The sequence below is a fragment of the Nostoc mirabile CHAB5784 genome, assembly GCF_020829645.1.
In the GTDB taxonomy this organism is placed as follows: Bacteria; Cyanobacteriota; Cyanobacteriia; order Cyanobacteriales; family Nostocaceae; genus Nostoc; species Nostoc mirabile.
Genome location: NZ_JAIVFS010000017.1, coordinates 1 through 21676, shown reverse-complemented (window position 1 = coordinate 21676; position 21676 = coordinate 1). Strand labels below are relative to the sequence as shown.

Here is a 21676-nt window from a genome sequence, read left to right as displayed (position 1 = left end):
CGCCCTTTGCGCCCTTTGCGGTTAGTTATCTCTTCAAACTATCCAAAATCACTTTTGCCGCCCGCCGTCCAGAAATAGTAGCACCTTCCATGCTGTCGATGTAATCTTGCTGAGTATAACTCCCTGCAAGGAAGAAATTATCTACTGGTGTCTTTTGGTTGGGACGGTACGCATCCATCCCTGGCGCTTCTCGGTAGAGAGACTGAGCAAGTTTCACTACACTGTACCAAGTCATATTTAGCTCCCGCGACGAGGGAAACAGTTCATGCACTTGCTTGAGGACATGCTGTGCGATCGCTTCATTACTTTGTGCAATAAACGGATCTCCCGGTGTCAGCACTAACTGTAACAATGAACCCTGTCCTGGGCGATAATAATCAGCAGGGCTAGTCAACGCCAAATCGGCAAAACAAGAAAAGTCAGCATCGGCTGTGTACAGCAAATTATCAATTCCAGCCGCGTGCAAAAGCTGTTTACGTTGCTCTCCATCGTTTAGTTCAGTTACCCAACCATCGAAGCGTAACTGTACTGTAGCCACTGGCACTGCATCTAGTTTGTAAATATTGTCAAATTCTGACCACTTACGCCACTCGTGGGGTAGGATGCGTTGAATTCCTGGAACATCACAGGCAAAGACATAAGCATCAGCAGTGATAGTTTCTAATGTATCACCTTGGGCAACTACTATACCAGTGACACGGGTTTGTTCGTCTAACTGTGTAAATTGAATTTCCCGAACTTGCCGACGCGTGTAAACTTTCGTGCCTCTGACTTCCAAATATTCCAGAATGGGCTTGTGTAAATACTCAGATGGAGACCCTTCCAGCATTCGCAAAACTGAGGCTTCAGTTCTGACTGCAAATAACTGGAATATCGTTAACATACAACGGGCAGACATATTTTCGCAATCAATAAATCCCAATGCGTAGGCAATGGGGTTCCATAAGCGTTTGATGCTGCCATTACTCCCACCGTGACTGCGGAACCAGTCGGCAAAGCTAACTTTATCTAAGTTGCGGATGGTTTTCATCGCCCCGTTAAAGTCTACCAACCCGCGAACTATGGGACTAGTACCCAAAGCGATCGCATTTTGCAGTTTATCCTGCAACGATAGTTGAGAGGTCGTGAAAAATGCCTTTAAGCCATTGAAAGGCGCACCTGTAAAGAAGCGAAAATCTAAACCACCAGTGCGGCCTCCTTTATTAATAAAAGTGTGGGTATGTTCCTTGAGGCGTAAGTTTTCTAACACCCCCACTTTCTTCATCAAGTCAAATAGTTGGTAGTAGCAGCCGAAAAATACATGCAAACCCATTTCTACATGGTTGCCATCTCCATCAACCCAACTGCCAACTTTACCACCCACAAACGGACGAGACTCAAAAATCTCTACTTCACAACCAGCATTAGCTAAATCTACTGCGGTTGCTAGTCCAGCCAGTCCCGCACCTACTATTGCAACACGCATTCCGTCGTTCCTTTTCAGTTTCTTTACAGATTGTAACTGGGTTGGTGTCGGAATTTGCTACTTAATATCAACTCCACCAGCATATTAAACCATCGCAATGTCAATACTAAAACTTTTTTGATCACTGGTTTTAGTCCCGGCAATTGACCAGACGCGAGAAAAACGCGTCTGTATCAGCTAGACAAACTCTTGTCCATAGCGGCGCACTCAAAAAAGTATCATAGCTATTTTTTGGTAACAAAGCAGTTATCTGGTAAGTCGTAAAAGCAACTTCTTACTTGTTTACATCTTTGTCGTCATCGGAGACAGGCAAACTTCTAATCAGTTCGCGAATCACATCGGTTGCGGGTCTACCTGTTTGTTGACAATATTTTTCTAGCTTTTCCGCTTCTTGTGTTGCGAGATTGACAGTTATACGTTTAACAGCCCATTTTTTATTTGTCATTATCATGCTATCTGCTGGATATTTAGATCGTCGAAAGATTCTAAATCAAAGAGGGAACCGATAAGGTTATCAGAATTTGTCTCAGGAAACAAGTAATATCATTAATATTAAAAATGTTCGTTTTGTCAAAGTATTCATCATTTCCTAAAAAAATTAAAAAACTACACTTTATTTGTTACTGTTGTGACATGATAAAGACCACATAGTTGCTTTTGAAGATAATAACGCTACTAATAGCATGAGTAAAGCCTGACAATGAAATTTTATAAATGAATTTGAGACACCTACTGTTAACTCAATCAAGATTTACAAAGTTATTCTCCATCGAAAGCATTTGACCTTCTCTCTTAACCAAGTTCGCCAAACCCACTTGGAGAGAACATCTCAGATAACACCAGAAAATAAACCTTCAAAATCATTATCATGCTGAAATGCTTTCTGACAGGCGGGTTCCAATCGTCTATAGAGGTCGTGAATAATCACTTAAAAGTAGGCAAATAAGCGATTGCTCTAAAACAAACACCCATCTGCACCCATTACTGTAACCACGAAGTTAAGAGCTACTTGAACGTTTATGAATTTTGGCTATCCTCGATCAAGCTGATTGCTTCTTTGTGCCAATATAGTAACCACCAAAAAGGGTATAATACTCAGTTTTCTGGGTGTAAATAACTGAGTGTTTTGGTAAATTTTAACAGCAACATCTGTAATTTTACACAGATGAATGCTCACCAAACAGAGATGATGTTACTTGACTGTTGTCGATAACAATATTTTATTTTTGTTTCATGCTTGTACACTAACTCGCCGTAAAAATACGATGCAATCTGAGATGTGTTTTATCTTCTCTCTAGCGATATACTTTGTCTTAAAGTCAGTGATTTGTTTTTCGATTCATAGTATTTATGTATCGGGAGGTTAGACAATTCATTTTTTGCACATTTTTGTACCATAAATTCGGCAGTAAATTTTTCACAGCTAAAAAATTACTGTCAATAAACTTTTTATTTTGCAAACATTTATTATTTAGTAAGTATACTCATAAAAGCAATTGTAGATTTAATTTTTTCCATTATGTGTTCATTATAGCCATTGTTTATACACTTTAAATAATCTTCATTTAGAGAACAAATAAACTCATTCTCATGCTTTATAAAAAAATTACAAAGAAAAAGATATATTCTGATATTTTGCTTAATTATATTGATACATGACACGATGAAAAACTCAGAAAATTATTAAAAAAATATTTTGATATCTAAGTACCTCACCTAGATTTTATTAAACAGAACCTTGCAGAGAATTTTTGGGCGTTTTGTACTGATTTATACTGGTAAATATCCAAATGAAATGACTGGAAAAATTTCCAAATACAGCTACTTCATGAAATTGAGGTAAAGTTAGCTTCTAATCATTGGTAATCTACTGTTGTTGACATATACATACAGCAGAATTCAAAGAGAACTCTAAGTTAAAGGAAAATCCAGAGCGGAGATTTGCTCCACTCTGGATTTTTTAATCTTTGGCTTTCTTAGAATTAGAAGTTCGGAGATTGACATCCTCACCGTCCTGAAGGAGCGGTGATTCCTCACCAGGCCACACCCACGAGTCGCCGAATGGGGTTGACGCTTCACCAAGCACAACCTGCGAACAGGTCTTACAAGCTCTTGACAGAAGAATTCCAGAATCTTTCTCCCCTGCCCCCTTGCCTCTTGTTCAATTCAGCAATCCTGAAGGTTCCTCCAAGATTAGCTCTAGTTGGTGTACAACACTTTCCTTGAAATCCACTGTAAATGTGGATTGCAAAGTGCTGCATCTTAAGAGCTATGAAGAGTGGTGAGTTAAAAGAACATTTACAAAGGTTGAAGCATATACAAATGCAAAAATCCTGAGTACTTTTTACTTTACTCAGCACTCAGTTTGTAAACCTTAAAAGGTAAAGCTTTCCCTTTTTCCTCTCCCGAATCCAGTTTTAGTCAATATGTAAATCAAATACACATCAACTTACAGCAGTTTGCAAGTAAGTAAGGTGCAAAATGCAGGACTTACGCATCATAATATAAAGAGTTTATAGCTCCTGCCTCAAAACCCGTAGTTTTGTACTTCATGACGAAAACTGTTGTAATTTTTCATAACCACAATTTGAGATTGAGGATTGGGGGAATTCGTGCAACTATTCAAATTTAAGTTGGGGCATCAGTTGAAGAGTGCCAATACCTAAATCTTTAGGTGAAAGCGATCGCGCTTCAAACAAAGCCATCATATCTCGTAATTGAGGATTGCCACGAGAGGCTCCCGTTAGTCCTTTAGCAATGATTAAGCCACAGTAGCCCTTAGTATTTTTACATCGCTGATTCCATTTTTTCCGGGCTTCTACATGAATAGGATCTTCATCTAAAAATTCCCCGAATAGGAACAATTCGCCATTTTGAGTTTGCAATAAACCCAGGTCGTAGCGATCGCCATCGAAGGGGTCGGCACCTGGATTAAAGCAAATTGCTCTCAGTCCCCCTATTGCTTCAATTCTTTCAATTACAGTTTTAGCCTTGGGCCGGGAAGTTTGAATTAAAATCACCGGCAAACCGTCACCCACTTGTTTGATTTCACCAGCCGGATGGTAGCTGACCCCTTTACGCAGGTACTCCAACATTTCCCAGGACACTACACCTAAGCTGAGGAAGGAATCTTCTGGTATCAAGTCATCTTGCAATGATTGGAAATTTGGGGAGTCAAGATTTCCAATGTCCTCGTCATCGACATCAAAGCCTGCCATTTCCTCTAACTCTGCTGCTAACTGCGGCATGGTAGAGACTGTAACAGGCAGAGATTTAGTTGCTTCTTCTGACTGCGGCAGAGAAATGCGATAGCGACGGCTCAGGGGAGGGAAAATGTCTTCATGAAGCTGGCGCCGGTGATCGCGAATAAAGCGGCTTAGACTTTCGATCGCAACGAAGATTACAAGTGCTTCTTCGTCATACAAAACAGAACGTAGTCCTTCTAAGGGGTGGATATTACCGAAAGTTGGGTCAATTTCTGATAATGGCAGATCCGCCAAATCATTTTCTTCATCCTCATCTTCATCGGTTTCGTCAGTACTCTCAAAGGTGAGAAACAGGCAATCTTGCTTGAGGAACGCTTCTTCTAGATGCTCCGTTGATTCTTCATCCGTTAAAACGGCGGCGCGAAACTGTTTTAAAGACTCTTCTGAGCGATAAAACAAAATCCCATACTCCATTCCCAGCATTCCCATGACTGAGGCGTAGAGTGTGCCAACATCCCAGTTATTAATCTCGATTGACAAAATTTGCTGTTCTTCCAAAAATTCCCAAGGTGCTGCTTGCCAAATTGCAAATGCTTTTTCTCGCAAGATTTGTGCATACTGTGGGGGTAAGTCGGGGGTTTGACTATCGAGGATGTCGGCGAACCCGCGAAACAGTTCGTCAATTAAAGGCAGTTCTGGTGCGTAGTCAATGGCAATATCTAAATCTTGCAGCACCCCCCGCAGGTAAAATTGGATCTCGCGGTCTTTGACTACAATTCTTTGGGGTCTGGCAGGTCTTGCCGGACTGTGAGGATGCTCCATTGCTTGCATTAAAGTCCGAACTATTGCTTCTGGGCCGATATCTGAAGCTACCACGTCCATTCCTCGAACCACACCTTGGGAGTAATCTACCCAAAGGATACATTCTCCCTTTTCCTCTGAGTCTGAGTACTGGTTTGGTGATGACAACGGACGGCGATCGCCCTCCCATACAGAAGGAATTTGAGTTAATTTCTTCAACCGACGACTGGTAGAGCGATTAAAACTTGTCATAGAATAAGTTAATCAAAAGAAGCAATTTGGAAGTAGACTTTGGGGGATAGCTAGCCTCGGATTAGGTTTTTATGGCTGCACCTGAAAGATAGTTGCTTCTGGTGACTGCCGCCAGGCTTGAATTCCAAAAATACCGAATCTCTAAACACACTGAGTCTCTCAATTCTAGAATAAAAATTTTTGGCTGCTTTTAACGGAGTGTTTACAATTTGGTATCTAGCGACATCTAAGCCGCTAGAATGAATACAAAAACACCAACGGCAACCCAGAGGCATTAACAAGCCGATATCGGGTAAAGCTTAGACTAATTAAGGAGTTAAAAAAGCAGATGACACAAGCAATTGGGTCTCAACAACGCGGAATTCTGTTGAGCGAAGCCGCATTGCACCAGGTAAAATCCCTCCGGGACAAGCAAGGCACAGACTTCTGCTTACGGGTAGGAGTCCGCCAGGGTGGCTGTTCAGGGATGTCTTACATGATGGACTTTGAAGACACTAGCAAGATCACCCCTCATGATGAAGTTTTTGATTATGATGGCTTCAAAATTGTCAGCGATCGCAAGAGTCTATTATATCTCTACGGTTTAATGCTCGATTACAGCGATGCCATGATTGGCGGTGGCTTTCAATTCACTAACCCCAATGCCAATCAAACTTGTGGTTGCGGCAAGTCATTTGGGGTGTAATATTGTCATTTGTCATTTGTCCCTTGTCATTGGACGAAAGACAAATGACTAATCACCAATGACTAATGACTAATGACCAATGACTAATACAGTTGAATCCCTGTTTGATACAGGTTTAGAACGCTATAAAGCAGGAGAGGCGGTAGATTCTTTAATCCCTGTGTTTAAAGAAGTGTGCGATCGCGCTCCCAAAACTAGTGCTGCTTGGATTTGTTTGGCGTGGTTATATTTACTCGATAACAAACCCAATTTGGCTTACAAAGCTGCACAGAAAGCAGTCAAGTTAAATCCACAAGACCCACAGGCTAGAGTCAATCTCGCCTTAGCAATGCTGGACACAGGTCAAAAAGGTTTACGAGAACATATTGATATAGCACAACAGCTAATTTTTGTCAACGAAGAATGGCGCGATGAAATAAAAACCAGTATTGAAGACGGTTTAAGTAGAAAACCAAATTGGCAGAGTTTGACAAAAGTAAAAAATTGGCTGTTTGAAGAATGAAGATGGGGAGTGGGGAGTGGGGAGAGACGCGATTAATCGCGTCTGTACGGAGTGGGGGAACAAGGAGAAATTATTGAATAAGTCTTCTCCTTTGTCTACCTTGTCTCTTGCTAATACCAACTCCCCATTCCTCATTTCCCATTCCCCACTCCCCACTCCCCATTCCAATCATGAAAGATAAATTGTTAAATTGGCTAAACACGATTTTAGTCGCAGATGTTTTTTTGGTTTTGTTTGGCTTTATCTGGTTAGCGATCGCTGCGATCGGTGATTCTGTAGGAGTAAACTTGGGTTTGGATTTGTGGCATAAGCTGTGGCAACCCGTGTTTAACCCAGCGATCGGCATCCTTATGGGCGGTGCTATTCTCAGTGGTATTATCAGTTGGGTTTCCAAAAAATTTCTTTCTAGTCAGTAGCGCAGCAGGAGAGCAATAATTTGTTCCGCTCTTTCTAGAGCAGAAAGTGCTTGCTCATATTGAGATTCTACACGTAACAAAGCATACGCAAAAACCATCGTCAATCACCATCAAAGTCGTCCTTGTTCCTTCCACTCTTGCATTTGACTGCTCGGCTGAATCGGCAATATCTGCCAACGTTTACGGATTCGAGCGATCGCTGCTTTTCTTGTTGACTCATTTAGCTTCTGGTTCAACTCACTTTTTGGGTAGTTTAACAAATCCTCTAGACTCGCAACCGACTTAAGGACTTGGCGGCGTTGTCGATGCTATCACCAGTCGGGGCGGGGATGCCGTCAAAATTAAAAATCACGACGCTGCTAAATACATTCTCACTATGGGTACTCTATGTTTAAGTAGACACAAGAGAGCCACTTATGCGAAACCTTTTTTTATTTTGGGAGCGCGGCGGGAACCCAATTAGATGAGGTGATTTTATTCGCGGTCAGAAATTGAAATTCCAAAAGTTACGCCAATTTTCCTGATATTAAAACTGGAGTTGGTGAGTTGCTGAGTTGGTGCGATCGCTCTTGAGTGGGCTAATCTGAAATTGAATGCTGTACTGTAAGCGCTTTTAATCCCATATCGGTATGTGACTACAACGATTTGACACCGATTAGTCAGAATTTGCTTGACCGAGATTAGGATAAAATAAAAATCCACTTTCAAAAAAATTCCAAAAAGTAACTTTTATGAATGACTTTTTAGAGGAATTAGTGTAAATTAAGATATAGATATAACCAGTACAGCAATCAACGCTCTCTAGCGTCTTGGAAGAGGTAGCAGAATGGTAGGGTGTGTAAAATTAAAAACAATACCTTCACTTACTTCACTTAGTCCCCAACCTGAAAGATTTGTAACATTGTTGCATGGAATCTCGAAGCAAAGAATCGCTAATGAAACCACACGTTTAAAATCAAGTAAACTAATTGAAGCAATTGAATCTGTCACACAAAGAGTTTCTGAACTAGAAGGAGTAGAGGGAGTACGACATACTTTCAATGGAGGAGATATTCACAGAGTGACATTTCAAATAAAAAACAATTGTGAATCTTCAGAATCACTATGGAAAGTAGCCCAGTCTTTGATTGTTGAAACTTGTATGAATTTAAGAGATGCCACAAAAGAAAGATGGTATTTCTACACAGAATTAGTAGAAGACTTCAACGAAAACATATTTGATTTCTAGTGTGGCAAAACCTACTGAAATTTATACTGAACAAGCCCAGCTTAACGAAAAAGCCGCTACTAATGCAGCCCAGTCAAAAGATAATGACTGGGCTGTTACAATATGCTTCTACTCTGCGATTCATTATGTAAAAGCTTACGCTAGTTATAAGCAAGAGGACATTTATCAACTTTACTTTAATCAAAACAAACCAAATACAGAACATGAGCGTATCTTGGATTATGTTTACGATATTAGTTACAACAACGATAATGATAGGGGTTTATCATTTAGTGCATACGAAACACTTTTTCATGCAAGCATGAAATCTCGATATTTAAAAGGAATAAGAACTACCGCAAGACAGTGTTTTAATAGAAATATAGATCAATATTTTGAAAAGTTAGCAACAGTTAAAAAGTTTTTTAAAATTAATAACAACCCAATACCTCATCCCGCTACACAGCGACCTGCTCCTAAACCACGCTCATAATTTCTACTAAGGATTGAAACGATTTTCCCATACCGAACAGAAGTCATCTACAATTAGCGAAATTTAATGATTATATTTATCTGGATCATACATACCTAACATTTCATTTATTATTGGAATTTTTTTGCTGTAATTTAACAGTGATTTCTCTAGGTTCTGACACCATGTCAAAAACTAATCACAGAGGAAATAAAATTTTTTTTATTGTTGTGGGAATATTCTTAATAGCTGTAACAAAATAGCTTCTAAAAACTTCTCTCTAAAGAAATGTAAAAAGAGCGAAGTAAGGCAACACTACAAATGAATATTGATTTTGAAGCAATAAAGTAGTGGTTTTAACAATGTGCTGTGGAGTTTTTCGATTTGTGGGGAGGCGGTGCGATCGCACTTGCAGATAAAATTTAAAGAGAGTAACAAACTACTCTTGTTATTTTGTGCTGGAATCATTTCCCCCACTCCCCACTCCCTTTTAATTAAGAATTTGCGTTAAAGCTGATTCCAAATTAGGATATTTGTACTCAAAGCCTGTTTCCACAGTGCGCTTGGGAAGGACTTGCTGACCTTCTAAAACTACTATAGCCCCGTCTCCTAAAAGAGCTTCGATCGCAAAACTAGGAACAGGCAACCAAGAAGGGCGATTCATCACTTGTCCCAAGGTTTGGCTTAAATCTGCCATTCTGACTGGGTTAGGGGCAGTGCCATTATATACACCTTTTATTTCCGGTTTAGTTAAAGCTTGCAGAATCAGGCTAACTAAATCGTCTACGTGAATCCATGAGAACCACTGCCTACCACTGCCAATGGGACCACCAGCGAACAGTTTGAAAGGCGGAATCATTTTACCTAAAGCACCACCATTACCCAGAACAATCCCAAAACGCAGAATTACCAGCCGCACACCAGCATCTTTTACCTTTCTCGCTTCTGCTTCCCAGGCTTGGCAGACTTGGGCGAGAAAATCGTTACCAGATGTACTTGTTTCATCAAAGGTTGCCGTTTCACTGGTGCCGTAGTAGCCGATAGCCGAAGCGTTAATTAACACTGTTGGGAGGCAGCGCGTTGCGGGGGTTCCCCCCGTTGTAGCGACTGCCGTTTTGGGGTTAGCGTTGGCTATCGCTTCAACTATTTTTTGTGTACCTAGCTTCCGGCTATTGAGGATTTCTTGTTTGCGTTCTGATGTCCAGCGTCCTTCACCAATAGGTTCTCCTGCCAAATTAACTACGCCATCACAACTAGCGATGACACTTTGCCAAGAACCAGATGTATTTGGTGTATAGGCAACAATTTCTACATTTGGGAAAGCCTCAGATGGAAAAACCTTTTGAGCAAAGGTGGTGTTCCGAGTTAATACTACTATTTGATGAGCTTTTGCGTGGAGTCGTTGTACCAAACGACTACCAACAAATCCTGTTGCTCCAGTAATTGCGACTTTCATGTTCTACCTCAGCCAAACCTTTATTGTAAAGTTTTTAATCAAACTTTCAGCTTACGGCACTTTCGTTGTGGATAGAACAGATGTGACTGTGTATCTGGTAATGCCTGATCTCAAAAACTTTGCTTTTTGAATCACTTTTCGTTTAGATACTTCGGTATTATAGGATGGACAGAGTGTTGCAAGGCGTGGGGCTATTATGGCTCGCTATACCTGTTCATTTACAGTTTCTGTTCCTAGTGACCATCTGTTGCCGTTACTTGTAGAACTTCTACAGGACTGTCAGTTCGATATTCAATACTACACTGGCGATTATATTATTGCTCGTGAGGTTCCGGGCCATGTTCCTTTTCCTAAATTGATCACAGCAGAAGTATTGATTGATAAATCAAAATCTACTGAAGCAGAAACCCGGATGAGCATTGTGATTAAAAATGAAGAACTACCACTCCAACTAGATAATTACTGCCGACAAATGTTTGAAGTCATCAAGCAGGCTATTGAAAGTAGCCGCCATTGGCATTTGATTGAAAGTCTTGCAGGTTAGTTTTGGTGATTGAATTGACACTCCCACGCCTTCAAGTCGTGGGATTATCAAGCTCTTATTGATATTTATAATTTACTCTCCCGCATCCTCTAAATCCTCGGCCATACCGGGGTTTATTAGTGTAATATCGTACTCACTTGAATCCGTTTGTCCCAAACGCTGAGTATTTCTTAAAAGGTAATAAATGGCACGTACTTGAGGGCCAAAAACAATCTCGTCTTCATTTCTGAGATCGTGAGCTGGTATCTTACGTCCATTAATCATCAAACCGTTGGAACTAGGCTTGCCTTTGGCATCGCCATCTACAATCCGGTAATAGTAGCTATGACTATTATGATCTCGTGGCAATCTCACTAATGTGGCATGGCGGCGGGAGACAAACTGCGACATCAAACGGATATTACACTCACGATCTCTACCGATAGAGTAGACGGGGTGCTCCAGAGAAAATTCTTTGCGACCTTGATCGTCTTCAATAATCAGTAGATGGTTTTCATTGGTTTCTGCTGCCATTGACAAATTGGTGGAACTGTGATTGCTCAATATTGGTTTAGTATTGTATCTTGCCATTTTCGCGCACCATAAGTCTGTGGTGCTGATCTAAATAAGCTTTAAAGTTGCATAATACCTTGAAAGAGTAGAACATATTCGTTCTACTCCACTAGCTATGATAGCTTTGGTAAGTGTCCCAAGAGGCTTTATGCGCTGCGTAAAAGCTGACGGGGCGACTCAGTTTAACTTGAGATGGTTGAGATGGAAATTCTACGGGTGATGAGCTAATCGCCGTAATAATATTGAGTTTGTGACGACGCTAACAGAGCTAAAAGCCATTAATGCAGCAGCACCAGAGGGGTTAAGAACAAAACCCAGACTAGGGAACAAAACGCCTGCTGCTAAAGGTATCCCAACTGTATTATATGCAAAAGCCCAGAATAAATTTTGGCGGATTTTGTTGAAAGTGGCGCGACTAAGTTGAATAGATTCGACGACATCGTTTAAGCGATCGCGCATTAGGACAATTTCAGCAGTTTCCATTGCCACATCTGTCCCAGAGTGTAAAGCAATTCCTACATCTGCCTGGGATAAAGCTGGAGCATCGTTGATTCCATCTCCTACCATTGCGATTATTGAGTGGGGAGTGGGGAGTGGGGAGTGGGGAGTGGGGAGTAGAGACGCGATTAATCGCGTCTCTACAGGAGTTTTCTTTGTCGCCTTGTCTCCTTGTCCCCCTTGTCTCCTTGTCCCTTCTAACTGGAGAGACTGTATTGCAGCTGCTTTTTTGGCTGGGGGAACACCTGCTATTACATCAGCAGTATCTAATCCTAGTTGTTTGGCTATGGCATTAGCTGCTTCTGGGCGATCGCCACTGAGCAACATTACCCGTAAGCCCATCTGACGTAACTTGTCTACAGTGGATTGGGCATCTGGTCTGAGGGTATCAGAAATAGCAATTAACCCGGCTAAAGTTCCCCCAACAGCTACGCAAACGACTGTTTTACCATCTGTTGCCAAATCCTGTACTACCTGTTGTGCAGCTTCGTTAATGGCAATGCCGTGCCAACTCAACCAGTCCCAGTTACCCAATAGTACAATTTTGCCCTCTACCACAGCAGATACTCCTAGTCCTGGTTCCGTGTGAAAGTCCACAGCCTCTGGAATAGATAACTGTTGCCCCTGTGCTTCTTGCTGAATCGCTTTTGCTAGGGGGTGGTGAGTACCGCTTTCTACGGCTGCTGCTAGTTGAATTAGGGAGTAGGGAGAGACGCGATTAATCGCGTCTGTACTAGGGAGTGGGGAGTGGGGTTCCTTACTCCCTACTCCCCATTCCCCACTCCCCATGTCCTCAATTAACAGACAATCTGTAACGATGGGATTACCCGTGGTCAAAGTGCCAGTTTTATCAAAGACTACGGTGTTTAACTGGTGTACTTTTTCCAAAACGTCGCCACCTTTGATTAACAGACCCCGTTCTGCGCCCATAGCAGTCCCGACAAGAATGGCTGTTGGTGTGGCAAGTCCCAAAGCACAGGGACAGGCGACTACCATAACTGCGATCGCTAGCTTTAAGCTGATTAATAGGGGGGAGTGGGTAGAGACGCGATTAATCGCGTTTGTACTGGGTAGAGACGCGATTAATCGCGTCTCTACGGAGTGGTGAGCGTGGCTGATCATTTCCATGTCACCAGATATGCTGATATCAGTCCAGATGTGAGTACCGAAAAAGTACCAAAAGACAAATGTTAATACAGATGCTGTCAGCACCCCGTATGTAAAGTAACCAGCTACTGTATCTACTAATTTCTGTACTGGGGCTTTCCGAGTTTGGGCGGCTTCTACTAGAGCGACAATTCGAGCTAAAGTTGTATCACTTCCAGTACGGGTTGTCTGAATAGCGATCGCTCCTGACTGATTTAGCGTCCCTCCTGTCACCGGGTCGCCTGGTTGCTTAATTACTGGCACGGCTTCCCCAGTCAACATGGATTCATCCACCGTTGTTTTACCAACCACCACTTCACCATCGACAGGGATTTTATCACCTGGCAACACTTGTACCCATTCACCAACACGCACCTGTTCAGCAGGAATCTCTACGCTAGAAGATCCCATTCCTCCTTTCTCTGGGTTGGCAATCAATCGCGCTAAGAGTGGCTGGAGTGCTAACAATTTCTTAAATGCAGCAGCAGCACGACCTCTAGCTTGTTGTTCTAATGTCCTTCCCAAAAGAATAAAGCCTAGCATCATTACTGGTTCGTCAAAGAAGCACTCCCAACCCATTTTGGGAAATAGCAGCGCTACTAAACTAGCAATGTAGGCTGTCAGCGTTCCCAATCCCACCAGGGTGTTCATGTTAGGCGCATTTCGCCGCCAGCCCAGCCAGCCATCTACTAAAATCGGGCGACCGGGAATTAATAGCGCTACTGTCGCCAGTCCACAGTGAAACCAGATGTTATTTAGCACTGGTAGCACTGAGCTACCAAGATTGCCAAAATGTCCACTTCCCGACAATAACAGCAAGATTGCAGCGATCGCTAACTGCCTAACAGAAGAGCGCATTTCTCGGCGTTGTCGTTCTGCTGGGTCTAGTAAGGTAGATATCTCGCCTGCTACTGTGCCACTAGGTTTTCGGGGTTGAGTCGGGAATCCAACGACTGTTAATCTCTGTGCTAGTGCATCTGCATCTACCGCACCAGTTTCTGACTCTATAACTGCTACCTCTGTGGCCAGGTTCACACAGGCACTCTTGACTCCTGGATGTTGGGTTAGCTGTCGTTCTACTGCGTTCACACACCCAGCACACTTCATACCCCCAACATCGAGAATAATTTTCTCTAGGATTGGGTCAAATTCTGGGGCTAGCTTAGTTTTTGGGACAAGTTGCATGGCAAGTGTTTAGATTCGCTACAGAAATTCAACGCCTGACTAAAAGCGTCTCTAATTTGAGCGTAGGCGAAATATGGAACTACGACTGTATGTCAACCCTATTAAATTTCTTAATTTATCGTATCTCGCTGAGGGTCAATGACGGCTCCAGCGTAGGTAAGTTACATAAATAATAGCTCCAACCTGCATTGGCATGAGGACAATCAGGCTTTTTAAGAAATAGTTTATTTCCAAATGAGACATAACGCTGAAATACCCTATGCCCAACAAGAAGAATATTGCCCAGTTAAGCTGTTTAGGTTTGAGAATGAGCATATTAAATAATTCGTAATTCGTAATTCGTAATTCGTGAATTTTGTTTTGTAATGGGGATTTAACCCCAACACAAAACAAAATTTTTATTGAACCGGGGGACTTAAACCCACGGAACTAGTTAATAAATCAGGAGTCAGAATACAGAATTAAGCTCTACCCATAAAGGGATAGAGGTTTAAGGCGAGAATATTTAATAGTAGTTTTGCCCACCAGGGGCGAAAGCGCGTAGCAGGACGAAGTACGGTTTTAACCAATATTCAGACGCTCTCTACCAGACGCGCAAGGGACGCAGCTCGTTGGCGCAGCCTAAGAAGAGAAGAGGCTACGCTATTACCCACTCGTACAGAATTCATTGAAAGCGACGGGATACTCCATCCCAAGAGTGGGTGTTCCGGGATAGTCGCCCCGTCGCTTGGGGCATAGGGCATAGGGCATTGGTAGTTTCTTCCCCATGCCCCATGCCCGATTCCCCATGCCCAAAAACTCCACGCCACTTGCGGGATGGAGTTTTTTATACTGAATTCTGATTTCTGAGTTCTGAATTCTTCTTATGAAAAGAAATATAATCTGCCTCTAGCATGAACTGCCTTTTTGCACTAAAACCAGCCCTGTTTATTCACAAAGTAGGTATTTACAAATTCTTCAGGGGATTTATTCAAGTAGATCATGCCTTCAATTAAACCTACAAGTTGCATAATTAACAAGGCAACCCCGTAGGTGAAAGAACCCCCGACTACAGAAATCACCAACATGATAAAGCCTTCTGGAGCGTATCCTAAAATAAACTTATGAACCCCAAATCCTCCAAGGATAATGCCACAGTAACCAGCTAGAAGTTGTTTGGTAGGGTGAGTGGGGTTGAAATTTGACATATTTTGTGCTGCTCCTTGATAAGTGAGGTATAAAACAAAGCAAATACATTTACTTGCTTAATAAATGTATTTTTAATTTTTTCAGTACAAGTAAGCCCCAAGACAAATAACCAAAATCAGCGTACTTCTATTCCAAAGGGGACGCTAAAATGTCTTCCGGCTATGCCGGAAAATCTGGCGCTCCTTAGTAATACCAATTTGAAAAAAGAATGCGACAGATATACACTCTCAAACCCTTGTGATATCTAGTTTTATTCATTTTGAATTTTGAATGCGTGAATTTTGAATTGGTATAACTTTTGGTAGATTCGACGGTCGCAAACCCTGGTGCGGCAATTTTGCTTTATCTTGAAAAGAATGAACCTCAATAATCAGCGAAAACTGCTACACCACTTTTTACAAGTCCATCAGTATTATTTCCGGATTTTTTTGCGACGCCGAATAGTCCGTCGTAGACATTACTTCCATCGGGCGTGAAACGCGATCGCACCAATGACAAGATCAGTTAATGACTCTCGCGTTGCGGTTTGATTTGCTTTTGCCATTATCTGAATTGGCTTTTGGGCTACTATTTATGCTTGTGAGCAATATAACTAGTAAATTGTTCTTACTAATGCAGATAAAATCAAATATTTATCTTTTTCGCAACAGTACTAAATTAGTTTTAATTACTACCTAAAACAAATAAACTTAATAATGTACCACTATTCCACAGGCTGTGGAGGAGCATAGGAGCAAGGAGGTTGCGCGATCGCGTATAAACGACCCCTAAGACAATCCCCAATGCAGTGAGGGGAAGAATTTCCGACAAACTGAGGTGAGCGATCGCAAACAACAAACTACTGATCAGAATCGCTCCCCACACGGGTAAGTAGCGAGTCAGAGAGGGTAACAAAAAGCCGCGAAACAGAATTTCTTCAAAAAATGGAGCTGCGATCGCTGCTGTGGAGAAAAATATGCCAAGTGCTACACCATCTTGGCTTTCCAGCGCTAATTGCAACAAAGGGTTACTACCACCCTGTCCTTGCCATAGCTGTTGATTGATCAAAGATACCACCACAACTATAGGTAAAGCCGCGCAATAGCCTCCCAGTCCCCACAAAAACCAGTTATCTTGAAAACGGAAGCGAAACCAAAATTCTGGTAATGGAAAAAAGCGCTTGAGAGAAAAATACAGCACTAACAGCGCACCCGATGCTACCAGTAAGTAACTAACTAAAACATAAAAAGCCTGAAGTCGCACATCACCCACAGGACGAGGGATGGGGAGCAGCGATAGCAATAAAGGGACAAAAATTTGTCCCATGAAGAAAAAGCCGACGATAAAAACCTGCAAAATCGTTTCACCATCCCAAGGTGTTGACCAAAGGACATCAGCATTTTGAGCTAGTAACGAGGCTTTTCCTTTCAACAAGCGTTGAGCAAATAAGAAAATCAGCAGTATTAGACCAGTTAAAGCTGCCAAAGTGGGGATAGTGCCAATAACTGCTAATTTGATCACCGCTTGAGTAGCAGATTCTTGTTGTGCAGCTTTAACTGCTGATAAAGCGTCTTGTCGTTGCTGGAGTTGGTATAGCTGAACCAAAGCATTAGAGCGAAACCAACCTTCTAAATTCTTTTGAATCCGTTCTTGAGAATTTTGGAGCAGACGGGGAGGATTGCTCCACAGTCCACTTAATACAGCTGCGGTTTCTCCAAATTCTGGATTGATATCTGAGCGTTGTTGTAATTCGCTCCAAGTTTTGAGAGCTGTATCCGTCTGTCCTTGCTGTGCTTGTAAAATTCCCAGGCGCAGGTCTAATTCAGCCAGTAATTTTTGTAATTGCTTGAGGGACTGCTGTAACTGTTGCTGTCCCTGCTTAGAAGTTTTAGTAGTGGGAGGAACATCCGGTAAAGGTTTCGGAGGTATGGGAGTTATTTCAGGTTGAGAGCGTAATTGTGCAAGTTTGTTGTTAACTTTGTCTAAATTAGCTTCAACTGATTGACGCGCCTCTTGATACTGCTTTGTGGCGCCCTCCAGGGGTTGCTCACCAAGTATTGCTTCCTGAACCGCTTTGAGATTGTCATCGCTGCTATCTTCTGATTGCCAAGCTTGGGCTTGTAGAGCAATATTGGTTTGGTATAGTTCTAGGCGACTTTGGAACTGAGGTTCTTGCCAACTACTGAATAAAGCCGAAACTGCCAACAGAACTGCTATTGGCGTCAGTATAAAAATTAAAACTAATCGCTTGAGTGTCATCTATCCCTCTTTTACTAGCCAATGGAGAGCGCGTCCCCTTGGGAATTATCGCAAGAAAAAGTCACGTTGCTTCGCTCCGAATTCAAAATTCACGCATTCAAAATTCAAAATTAATAATCTCATAAATAAATTTCGGGGCTTGTCAGAGGTGGATAGATATCATCAATATTATGAGTTTGCAATCGCACCCACCATGTTAAATTACAACCCATTGCACTGCTTACCCTCCGCCGAGGATCTGCCAGATTCTGACGATGAACCTGTGGATAATCAACTACAACATTTGATTCCGGGCTTGCTAGAAGCCATCTTAGCTTGGCTGTGGGCAAACCGAATGGATTGGTTTTTTGGCGTTGATATGGGGATATATTACGATCCCGAATTACCGCCGATTGTGCCTGATGGGTTTTTAAGTTTAGGAGTAGAGCGAGTTTTTGATGAGAACTTGCGTTTAAGTTATGTGTTGTGGGAAGAAAAGGTGATGCCGATTATGGCATTAGAAGTTGTTTCTCACAGACGGCGTGGGGAATACACCAGCAAAAAGAAAATGTATGCGGAGATGGAGATTTTGTATTATGTTGTCTACAATCCCCAACGCCGAAGAAAACCACCTTTAGAAGTTTATCGCTTTGTAAATGGTGAATATGTATTGCAGCCAGGAAATCTAGTTTGGTTATCAGAGATAGGTTTAGCAATTGGTTATGAACGGGGAACCTATCAGGGAATTACGCGGGATTGGTTATATTGGTATGACAAACAAGGAGTCAGATATTTAACACCAGAAGAACGAGCGATCGCTGCCGAACAACGTGCCGATAGGCTGGCACAGGAATTGCAAAGGTTGGGGATAGATCCAGATTCTTTGAGTTGATTTTTTGGGGTGCGATCGCTTTATTAACTGATAGCTTATTCAGTTAAACTTAGTCTTTGCTTGACAGATTGCCAGGTTTAACCTTGGTTTTTATTTTGGCAATGCATCTCCAAGCGTCTATCTAATTCTTGTTTTTGCTCATCGTTGAGAGGAACTTTATCGGGTGTGGTAAGAATGCTGTCCCATAAGTCCTCGGCAAGCTGTATACGTTCAGATACACTTAGTTCGGAAATATTGACTTTTGATATGGGGTGCATGGTTGTTGTTAATATAGTTGCTCAATATAATCTTCTTTTTAGATTATAAAAGACTTATCTTCTTCCCAATCAAGTAAAGCATCAAGTTTACCTGATTCGGTAAATGTTCTAGCAGCTACTAAACAGTGCAGCAAATCAACACACATTTTCGCAGGATAATTTTCTTCTTGTCCACCGACTACTAATTTTTCTATTTCATTAGATTTTGATAAATCAACTAAAATATCAAAACTTTTATTATTAAAAGTTGCATTTACAACATATTTAGCTGACTTCCCCCCTCTAATATTCATGTAAGTCTCATCATCAGATTTCAAGGTTACTAAAGTTTTGCTTTTGCCATCTAACTCGCGGATAGCTGCTTCGATTTGAATCCAATTTGAATCTTTTCTTAATTCAACTTGATTGTTATTACTAACCCATTTTTCTGCTGATAGCTTGAATACTAAACTTGTTTCGCTTTTTTGTGGCAAATCTGGCCAGCGATCAAAACCAAGTAACTTACCAATCTCAGAATTTTTCCAAAAGGCTTGACGTTCAGCATAGGTCATTATCACATTTGTTCCCACCCGAATTTGCTCAGGAGTCAACAAACGTGGGGATTCCCCATTGGCTTTCGTGTCTTCTGATGAAGGCTGCGGCGTTGTCTCTTGAGAATTTAAACACATATAGGACTTACACACAAGTTACGGAATAACGAACCACAGAGGCGCAGAGGACACAGAGAAATCAGAGTTTCAGAGATATTTTGCGTAAGTCCTGACATAGCTATCTTCTCCTGGGGCAATATTTGTTGCTCCCATATACTCCATTTCTATTATCTCTCTATAGTAGTCAACAGCTGAATTCAGTTAAGCAATTAAAATTAGTTGATCTTTTTCCTGATATAAGCGCGAAATGATTTAAGCAAGGCAATTTCCCCGCTTGTTTTACTCTGCTCAATAAATCGGCTTATCTCACTCACTGAAACTATAGGAAAAGCAATACTAAACTTACACTCGACATACTGCCCATCTATCAACTGATAAAACTTTAAATTTTGCCCATCATATCTCCAAAGTTCAGTTATACCCAACGCTGAATAAATCCCCAATTTGTTAACTGAACTGCTGGTAATGTCAATCTCAATTGCTAAGTCAGGGGGCGGATCATTTTCTAAATCTAAAGTTTTCTTACCTCTAATAGCTAGTTCATTCTGGATATAGTAGCAAGTATCTGGTTCTATTCCCCGCTTTGATATTTTCCGCTTCAATGTTGTTGAACCAGCACTTCTCACTTCAATTCCCAATTCTTCAGCTAAAGCAATAATAAAATTACCAAAATTACTTTTGGGGTTTTCGTGTTCAAAAAGTGGAGTCATGATTTCTAAAACACCGCAGTCATAAGCAAACCGAGAGCCTCTATCTTCACCTGTATCTCTCAGCAAGGCTTCAAAGGTTTCCCAGCTAATGTTATGTAGCACTGTTCTTTGTTCAGCAGACGTTGACTTGACAAGCATATTAAAATAATTCGTAATTTATAATGACGCTCGATGACTCGCTCTAAGCGAAGCTATGCCGTTGGCGCAGCCTCTCGTAGAGAAGGCTTTACGCTACGCTAACGTAATTCGTAATTAATTCATGATTTTAAGCTATCTTTCCACGCACCCAAGCGCTGAAGGATTGCACCAAATCAATTTCATCCATAGTTTTACTTTGCTGGATAAATCTATTCATATCACTAACAGAAATTAAAGGAAAAGCTATACTCAACTTAATCTCAATATACTGGCTTTCTACTAATTGATAAAATTTTAAAACTTCACCGTTATATCTCCATAATTCTCCTACACCTAAAGCCGCATAAATATTAAATTTATTAACAGAGCTGCTAGTAATATCAATTTCAACTGCTAAATCTGGTGCTGGGTCTGTTGTTAAATCTAATTCTTGTTTACCTCTAATTAGTGGCTCATTTTGAATATAATAGCAACTATCGGGTTCTATTCCCTTTGTTATTGGTTGACGTTTTAATGTTGTAGAACCAGCACTTCTAATTTTAATTTTTAATTCCACTGCTAAAGCGAATATCAATCGGTCAAACTGAATTTTAGGATTTTCGTGTTCAAAAAGTGGAGTCATGATTTCTAAAACACCGCAGTCATAAGCAAAGCGAGAACCTCTATCCTCGCCTGTATCTCTCAGCAAGGCTTCAAAGGTTTCCCAACTAACGTTGTGTAAGACTGTTCTTTGTTCAGCAAGGGTTGACTTGACAAGCATATTAAAATAATTCGTAATGACGCTCGATGACTCGCTCTAAGCGAAGCTATGCCGTTGGCGCAGCCTCTCGTAGAGAAGGCTTTACGCTACGCTAACGTAATTCGTAATTAAGATTTGTAACGGGATTTAGACTTCACCACAAAACTTGTTAAACCTCCAGAATTAGTTAAAATACTTCTTCTGTCAGGATATTAGATAAAATTCCGATAATTTTACCTATGTCATTAATATAATACTCGCTCAAGTCAATTTCAACTACTTGCCCAATGAGCTTTAAAAATTTCCAGTTAGTTCCAGTAGTGACAGTTCCATAAATTGTCTGAATGTGATTTCCCTCACGTTGATTAAACGTAAGGATTCAGGTGGCAGAGTATTGACAAGGAGGACACTTGAGGGTGAGTATCACAAATATGAACCAAAGCCAGCCTGAAGAATTAGACCGAGAAAGTTTGAGCCAGTTGCCCAAAGAAGAACTGG

20 protein-coding genes are annotated in these 21676 nt (G+C 41.4%); 8 read left to right on the top strand and 12 right to left on the bottom strand.

Features of this window, described 5'->3' with window-relative positions; translation table 11 throughout:
* Positions 1-25: 25 nt before the first annotated feature.
* The 3 genes from zds to LC653_RS13475 all read right to left on the bottom strand — a co-directional run bounded on the left by zds (position 26) and on the right by LC653_RS13475 (position 5724).
* Positions 26-1465, bottom strand: a complete 1440-nt coding sequence (gene zds / locus LC653_RS13485; protein WP_229494964.1) for a 9,9'-di-cis-zeta-carotene desaturase — start codon at positions 1463-1465, stop codon at positions 26-28.
* 274 nt (positions 1466-1739) lie between these two features.
* Positions 1740-1916, bottom strand: coding sequence for a ribbon-helix-helix domain-containing protein (locus LC653_RS13480; protein ID WP_181985004.1), 177 nt, complete (start codon positions 1914-1916; stop codon positions 1740-1742).
* Positions 1917-4083: 2167 nt separating this feature from the next.
* Positions 4084-5724 carry a DUF6930 domain-containing protein gene (locus LC653_RS13475; protein ID WP_229494963.1) on the bottom strand — a complete coding sequence of 547 codons (1641 nt, stop codon included), beginning with the start codon at positions 5722-5724 and terminating at the stop codon, positions 4084-4086.
* Between the two features lie 328 nt (positions 5725-6052).
* Here LC653_RS13475 and LC653_RS13470 point away from each other — a divergent pair, with 328 nt between their 5' ends.
* The 6 genes from LC653_RS13470 (at position 6053) to LC653_RS13445 (ending at position 9027) form a co-directional block, all read left to right on the top strand.
* Positions 6053-6409: an iron-sulfur cluster assembly accessory protein gene (locus LC653_RS13470; RefSeq protein ID WP_229494962.1), complete on the top strand. Its 357-nt coding sequence runs from the start codon at positions 6053-6055 to the stop codon at positions 6407-6409.
* 79 nt (positions 6410-6488) lie between these two features.
* A complete protein-coding gene (locus LC653_RS13465; RefSeq protein WP_229494961.1) occupies positions 6489-6911 on the top strand; it encodes a tetratricopeptide repeat protein in 423 nt (140 codons plus the stop codon).
* A 170-nt stretch (positions 6912-7081) separates the two neighbouring features.
* Positions 7082-7327: a DUF8620 family protein gene (locus tag LC653_RS13460; protein ID WP_109009489.1), complete on the top strand. Its 246-nt coding sequence runs from the start codon at positions 7082-7084 to the stop codon at positions 7325-7327.
* Between the two features lie 46 nt (positions 7328-7373).
* On the top strand, positions 7374-7613 hold the full coding sequence (locus LC653_RS13455; RefSeq protein ID WP_229494960.1) for a hypothetical protein: 240 nt from the start codon (positions 7374-7376) through the stop codon (positions 7611-7613).
* Between the two features lie 540 nt (positions 7614-8153).
* Complete coding sequence (locus LC653_RS13450) at positions 8154-8555, top strand: hypothetical protein (protein WP_229494959.1); 402 nt, start codon at positions 8154-8156, stop codon at positions 8553-8555.
* A gap of 1 nt (position 8556) precedes the next feature.
* Entirely contained in the window at positions 8557-9027 is a 471-nt protein-coding gene (locus LC653_RS13445) for a hypothetical protein (protein WP_229494958.1), read from the top strand.
* A gap of 469 nt (positions 9028-9496) precedes the next feature.
* Here the strand turns inward: LC653_RS13445 and thyD are convergent, their stop codons facing one another.
* Entirely contained in the window at positions 9497-10462 is a 966-nt protein-coding gene (gene thyD / locus LC653_RS13440) for a thylakoid membrane protein ThyD (RefSeq protein ID WP_229494957.1), read from the bottom strand.
* Between the two features lie 196 nt (positions 10463-10658).
* Here thyD and LC653_RS13435 point away from each other — a divergent pair, with 196 nt between their 5' ends.
* Entirely contained in the window at positions 10659-11006 is a 348-nt protein-coding gene (locus LC653_RS13435; protein ID WP_229494956.1) for a hypothetical protein, read from the top strand.
* A gap of 72 nt (positions 11007-11078) precedes the next feature.
* Here LC653_RS13435 and LC653_RS13430 read toward each other — a convergent pair whose 3' ends face one another.
* The 4 genes from LC653_RS13430 to LC653_RS13415 form a co-directional block, all read right to left on the bottom strand.
* On the bottom strand, positions 11079-11519 hold the full coding sequence (locus LC653_RS13430; protein WP_372478175.1) for an FHA domain-containing protein: 441 nt from the start codon (positions 11517-11519) through the stop codon (positions 11079-11081).
* A gap of 249 nt (positions 11520-11768) precedes the next feature.
* Positions 11769-14387 carry a heavy metal translocating P-type ATPase gene (locus LC653_RS13425; RefSeq protein WP_229494954.1) on the bottom strand — a complete coding sequence of 873 codons (2619 nt, stop codon included), beginning with the start codon at positions 14385-14387 and terminating at the stop codon, positions 11769-11771.
* 911 nt (positions 14388-15298) lie between these two features.
* The gene (locus LC653_RS13420) at positions 15299-15574 is read right to left on the bottom strand and encodes a TM2 domain-containing protein (RefSeq protein WP_229494953.1); all 276 of its coding nucleotides are present in this window, start codon (positions 15572-15574) and stop codon (positions 15299-15301) included.
* A 664-nt stretch (positions 15575-16238) separates the two neighbouring features.
* Positions 16239-17813, bottom strand: a complete 1575-nt coding sequence (locus tag LC653_RS13415) for a CPBP family intramembrane glutamic endopeptidase (protein WP_229494952.1) — start codon at positions 17811-17813, stop codon at positions 16239-16241.
* Positions 17814-18006: 193 nt separating this feature from the next.
* Here LC653_RS13415 and LC653_RS13410 point away from each other — a divergent pair, with 193 nt between their 5' ends.
* Positions 18007-18684 carry a Uma2 family endonuclease gene (locus LC653_RS13410; RefSeq protein ID WP_229495053.1) on the top strand — a complete coding sequence of 226 codons (678 nt, stop codon included), beginning with the start codon at positions 18007-18009 and terminating at the stop codon, positions 18682-18684.
* A 77-nt stretch (positions 18685-18761) separates the two neighbouring features.
* On the opposite strand, the gene LC653_RS13405 is transcribed toward LC653_RS13410, so the two are convergent.
* The 4 genes from LC653_RS13405 to LC653_RS13390 form a co-directional block, all read right to left on the bottom strand.
* A complete protein-coding gene (locus LC653_RS13405) occupies positions 18762-18941 on the bottom strand; it encodes an addiction module protein (RefSeq protein WP_229494951.1) in 180 nt (59 codons plus the stop codon).
* 38 nt (positions 18942-18979) lie between these two features.
* The gene (locus LC653_RS13400) at positions 18980-19609 is read right to left on the bottom strand and encodes an Imm1 family immunity protein (protein WP_229494950.1); all 630 of its coding nucleotides are present in this window, start codon (positions 19607-19609) and stop codon (positions 18980-18982) included.
* A gap of 197 nt (positions 19610-19806) precedes the next feature.
* Positions 19807-20439, bottom strand: a complete 633-nt coding sequence (locus tag LC653_RS13395; protein WP_229494949.1) for a Uma2 family endonuclease — start codon at positions 20437-20439, stop codon at positions 19807-19809.
* A 127-nt stretch (positions 20440-20566) separates the two neighbouring features.
* On the bottom strand, positions 20567-21199 hold the full coding sequence (locus tag LC653_RS13390; protein WP_229494948.1) for a Uma2 family endonuclease: 633 nt from the start codon (positions 21197-21199) through the stop codon (positions 20567-20569).
* Between the last annotated feature and the right edge of the window lie 477 nt (positions 21200-21676).

What these genes read in the sequence shown, in the direction of transcription:
- LC653_RS13395 (WP_229494949.1), bottom strand. Translation starts at nt 20,439, where the DNA reads ATGCTTGTCAAGTCAACGTCTGCTGAACAAAGAACAGTGCTACATAAC.
- LC653_RS13390 (WP_229494948.1), bottom strand. Translation starts at nt 21,199, where the DNA reads ATGCTTGTCAAGTCAACCCTTGCTGAACAAAGAACAGTCTTACACAAC.
- LC653_RS13435 (WP_229494956.1), top strand. Translation starts at nt 10,659, where the DNA reads ATGGCTCGCTATACCTGTTCATTTACAGTTTCTGTTCCTAGTGACCAT.
- LC653_RS13400 (WP_229494950.1), bottom strand. Translation starts at nt 19,609, where the DNA reads ATGTGTTTAAATTCTCAAGAGACAACGCCGCAGCCTTCATCAGAAGAC.
- LC653_RS13460 (WP_109009489.1), top strand. Translation starts at nt 7,082, where the DNA reads ATGAAAGATAAATTGTTAAATTGGCTAAACACGATTTTAGTCGCAGAT.
- thyD (WP_229494957.1), bottom strand. Translation starts at nt 10,462, where the DNA reads ATGAAAGTCGCAATTACTGGAGCAACAGGATTTGTTGGTAGTCGTTTG.
- LC653_RS13475 (WP_229494963.1), bottom strand. Translation starts at nt 5,724, where the DNA reads ATGACAAGTTTTAATCGCTCTACCAGTCGTCGGTTGAAGAAATTAACT.
- zds (WP_229494964.1), bottom strand. Translation starts at nt 1,465, where the DNA reads ATGCGTGTTGCAATAGTAGGTGCGGGACTGGCTGGACTAGCAACCGCA.
- LC653_RS13420 (WP_229494953.1), bottom strand. Translation starts at nt 15,574, where the DNA reads ATGTCAAATTTCAACCCCACTCACCCTACCAAACAACTTCTAGCTGGT.
- LC653_RS13480 (WP_181985004.1), bottom strand. Translation starts at nt 1,916, where the DNA reads ATGATAATGACAAATAAAAAATGGGCTGTTAAACGTATAACTGTCAAT.
- LC653_RS13465 (WP_229494961.1), top strand. Translation starts at nt 6,489, where the DNA reads ATGACTAATACAGTTGAATCCCTGTTTGATACAGGTTTAGAACGCTAT.
- LC653_RS13415 (WP_229494952.1), bottom strand. Translation starts at nt 17,813, where the DNA reads ATGACACTCAAGCGATTAGTTTTAATTTTTATACTGACGCCAATAGCA.
- LC653_RS13470 (WP_229494962.1), top strand. Translation starts at nt 6,053, where the DNA reads ATGACACAAGCAATTGGGTCTCAACAACGCGGAATTCTGTTGAGCGAA.
- LC653_RS13450 (WP_229494959.1), top strand. Translation starts at nt 8,154, where the DNA reads ATGGTAGGGTGTGTAAAATTAAAAACAATACCTTCACTTACTTCACTT.
- LC653_RS13405 (WP_229494951.1), bottom strand. Translation starts at nt 18,941, where the DNA reads ATGCACCCCATATCAAAAGTCAATATTTCCGAACTAAGTGTATCTGAA.
- LC653_RS13430 (WP_372478175.1), bottom strand. Translation starts at nt 11,519, where the DNA reads ATGGCAGCAGAAACCAATGAAAACCATCTACTGATTATTGAAGACGAT.
- LC653_RS13425 (WP_229494954.1), bottom strand. Translation starts at nt 14,387, where the DNA reads ATGCAACTTGTCCCAAAAACTAAGCTAGCCCCAGAATTTGACCCAATC.
- LC653_RS13410 (WP_229495053.1), top strand. Translation starts at nt 18,007, where the DNA reads ATGTTAAATTACAACCCATTGCACTGCTTACCCTCCGCCGAGGATCTG.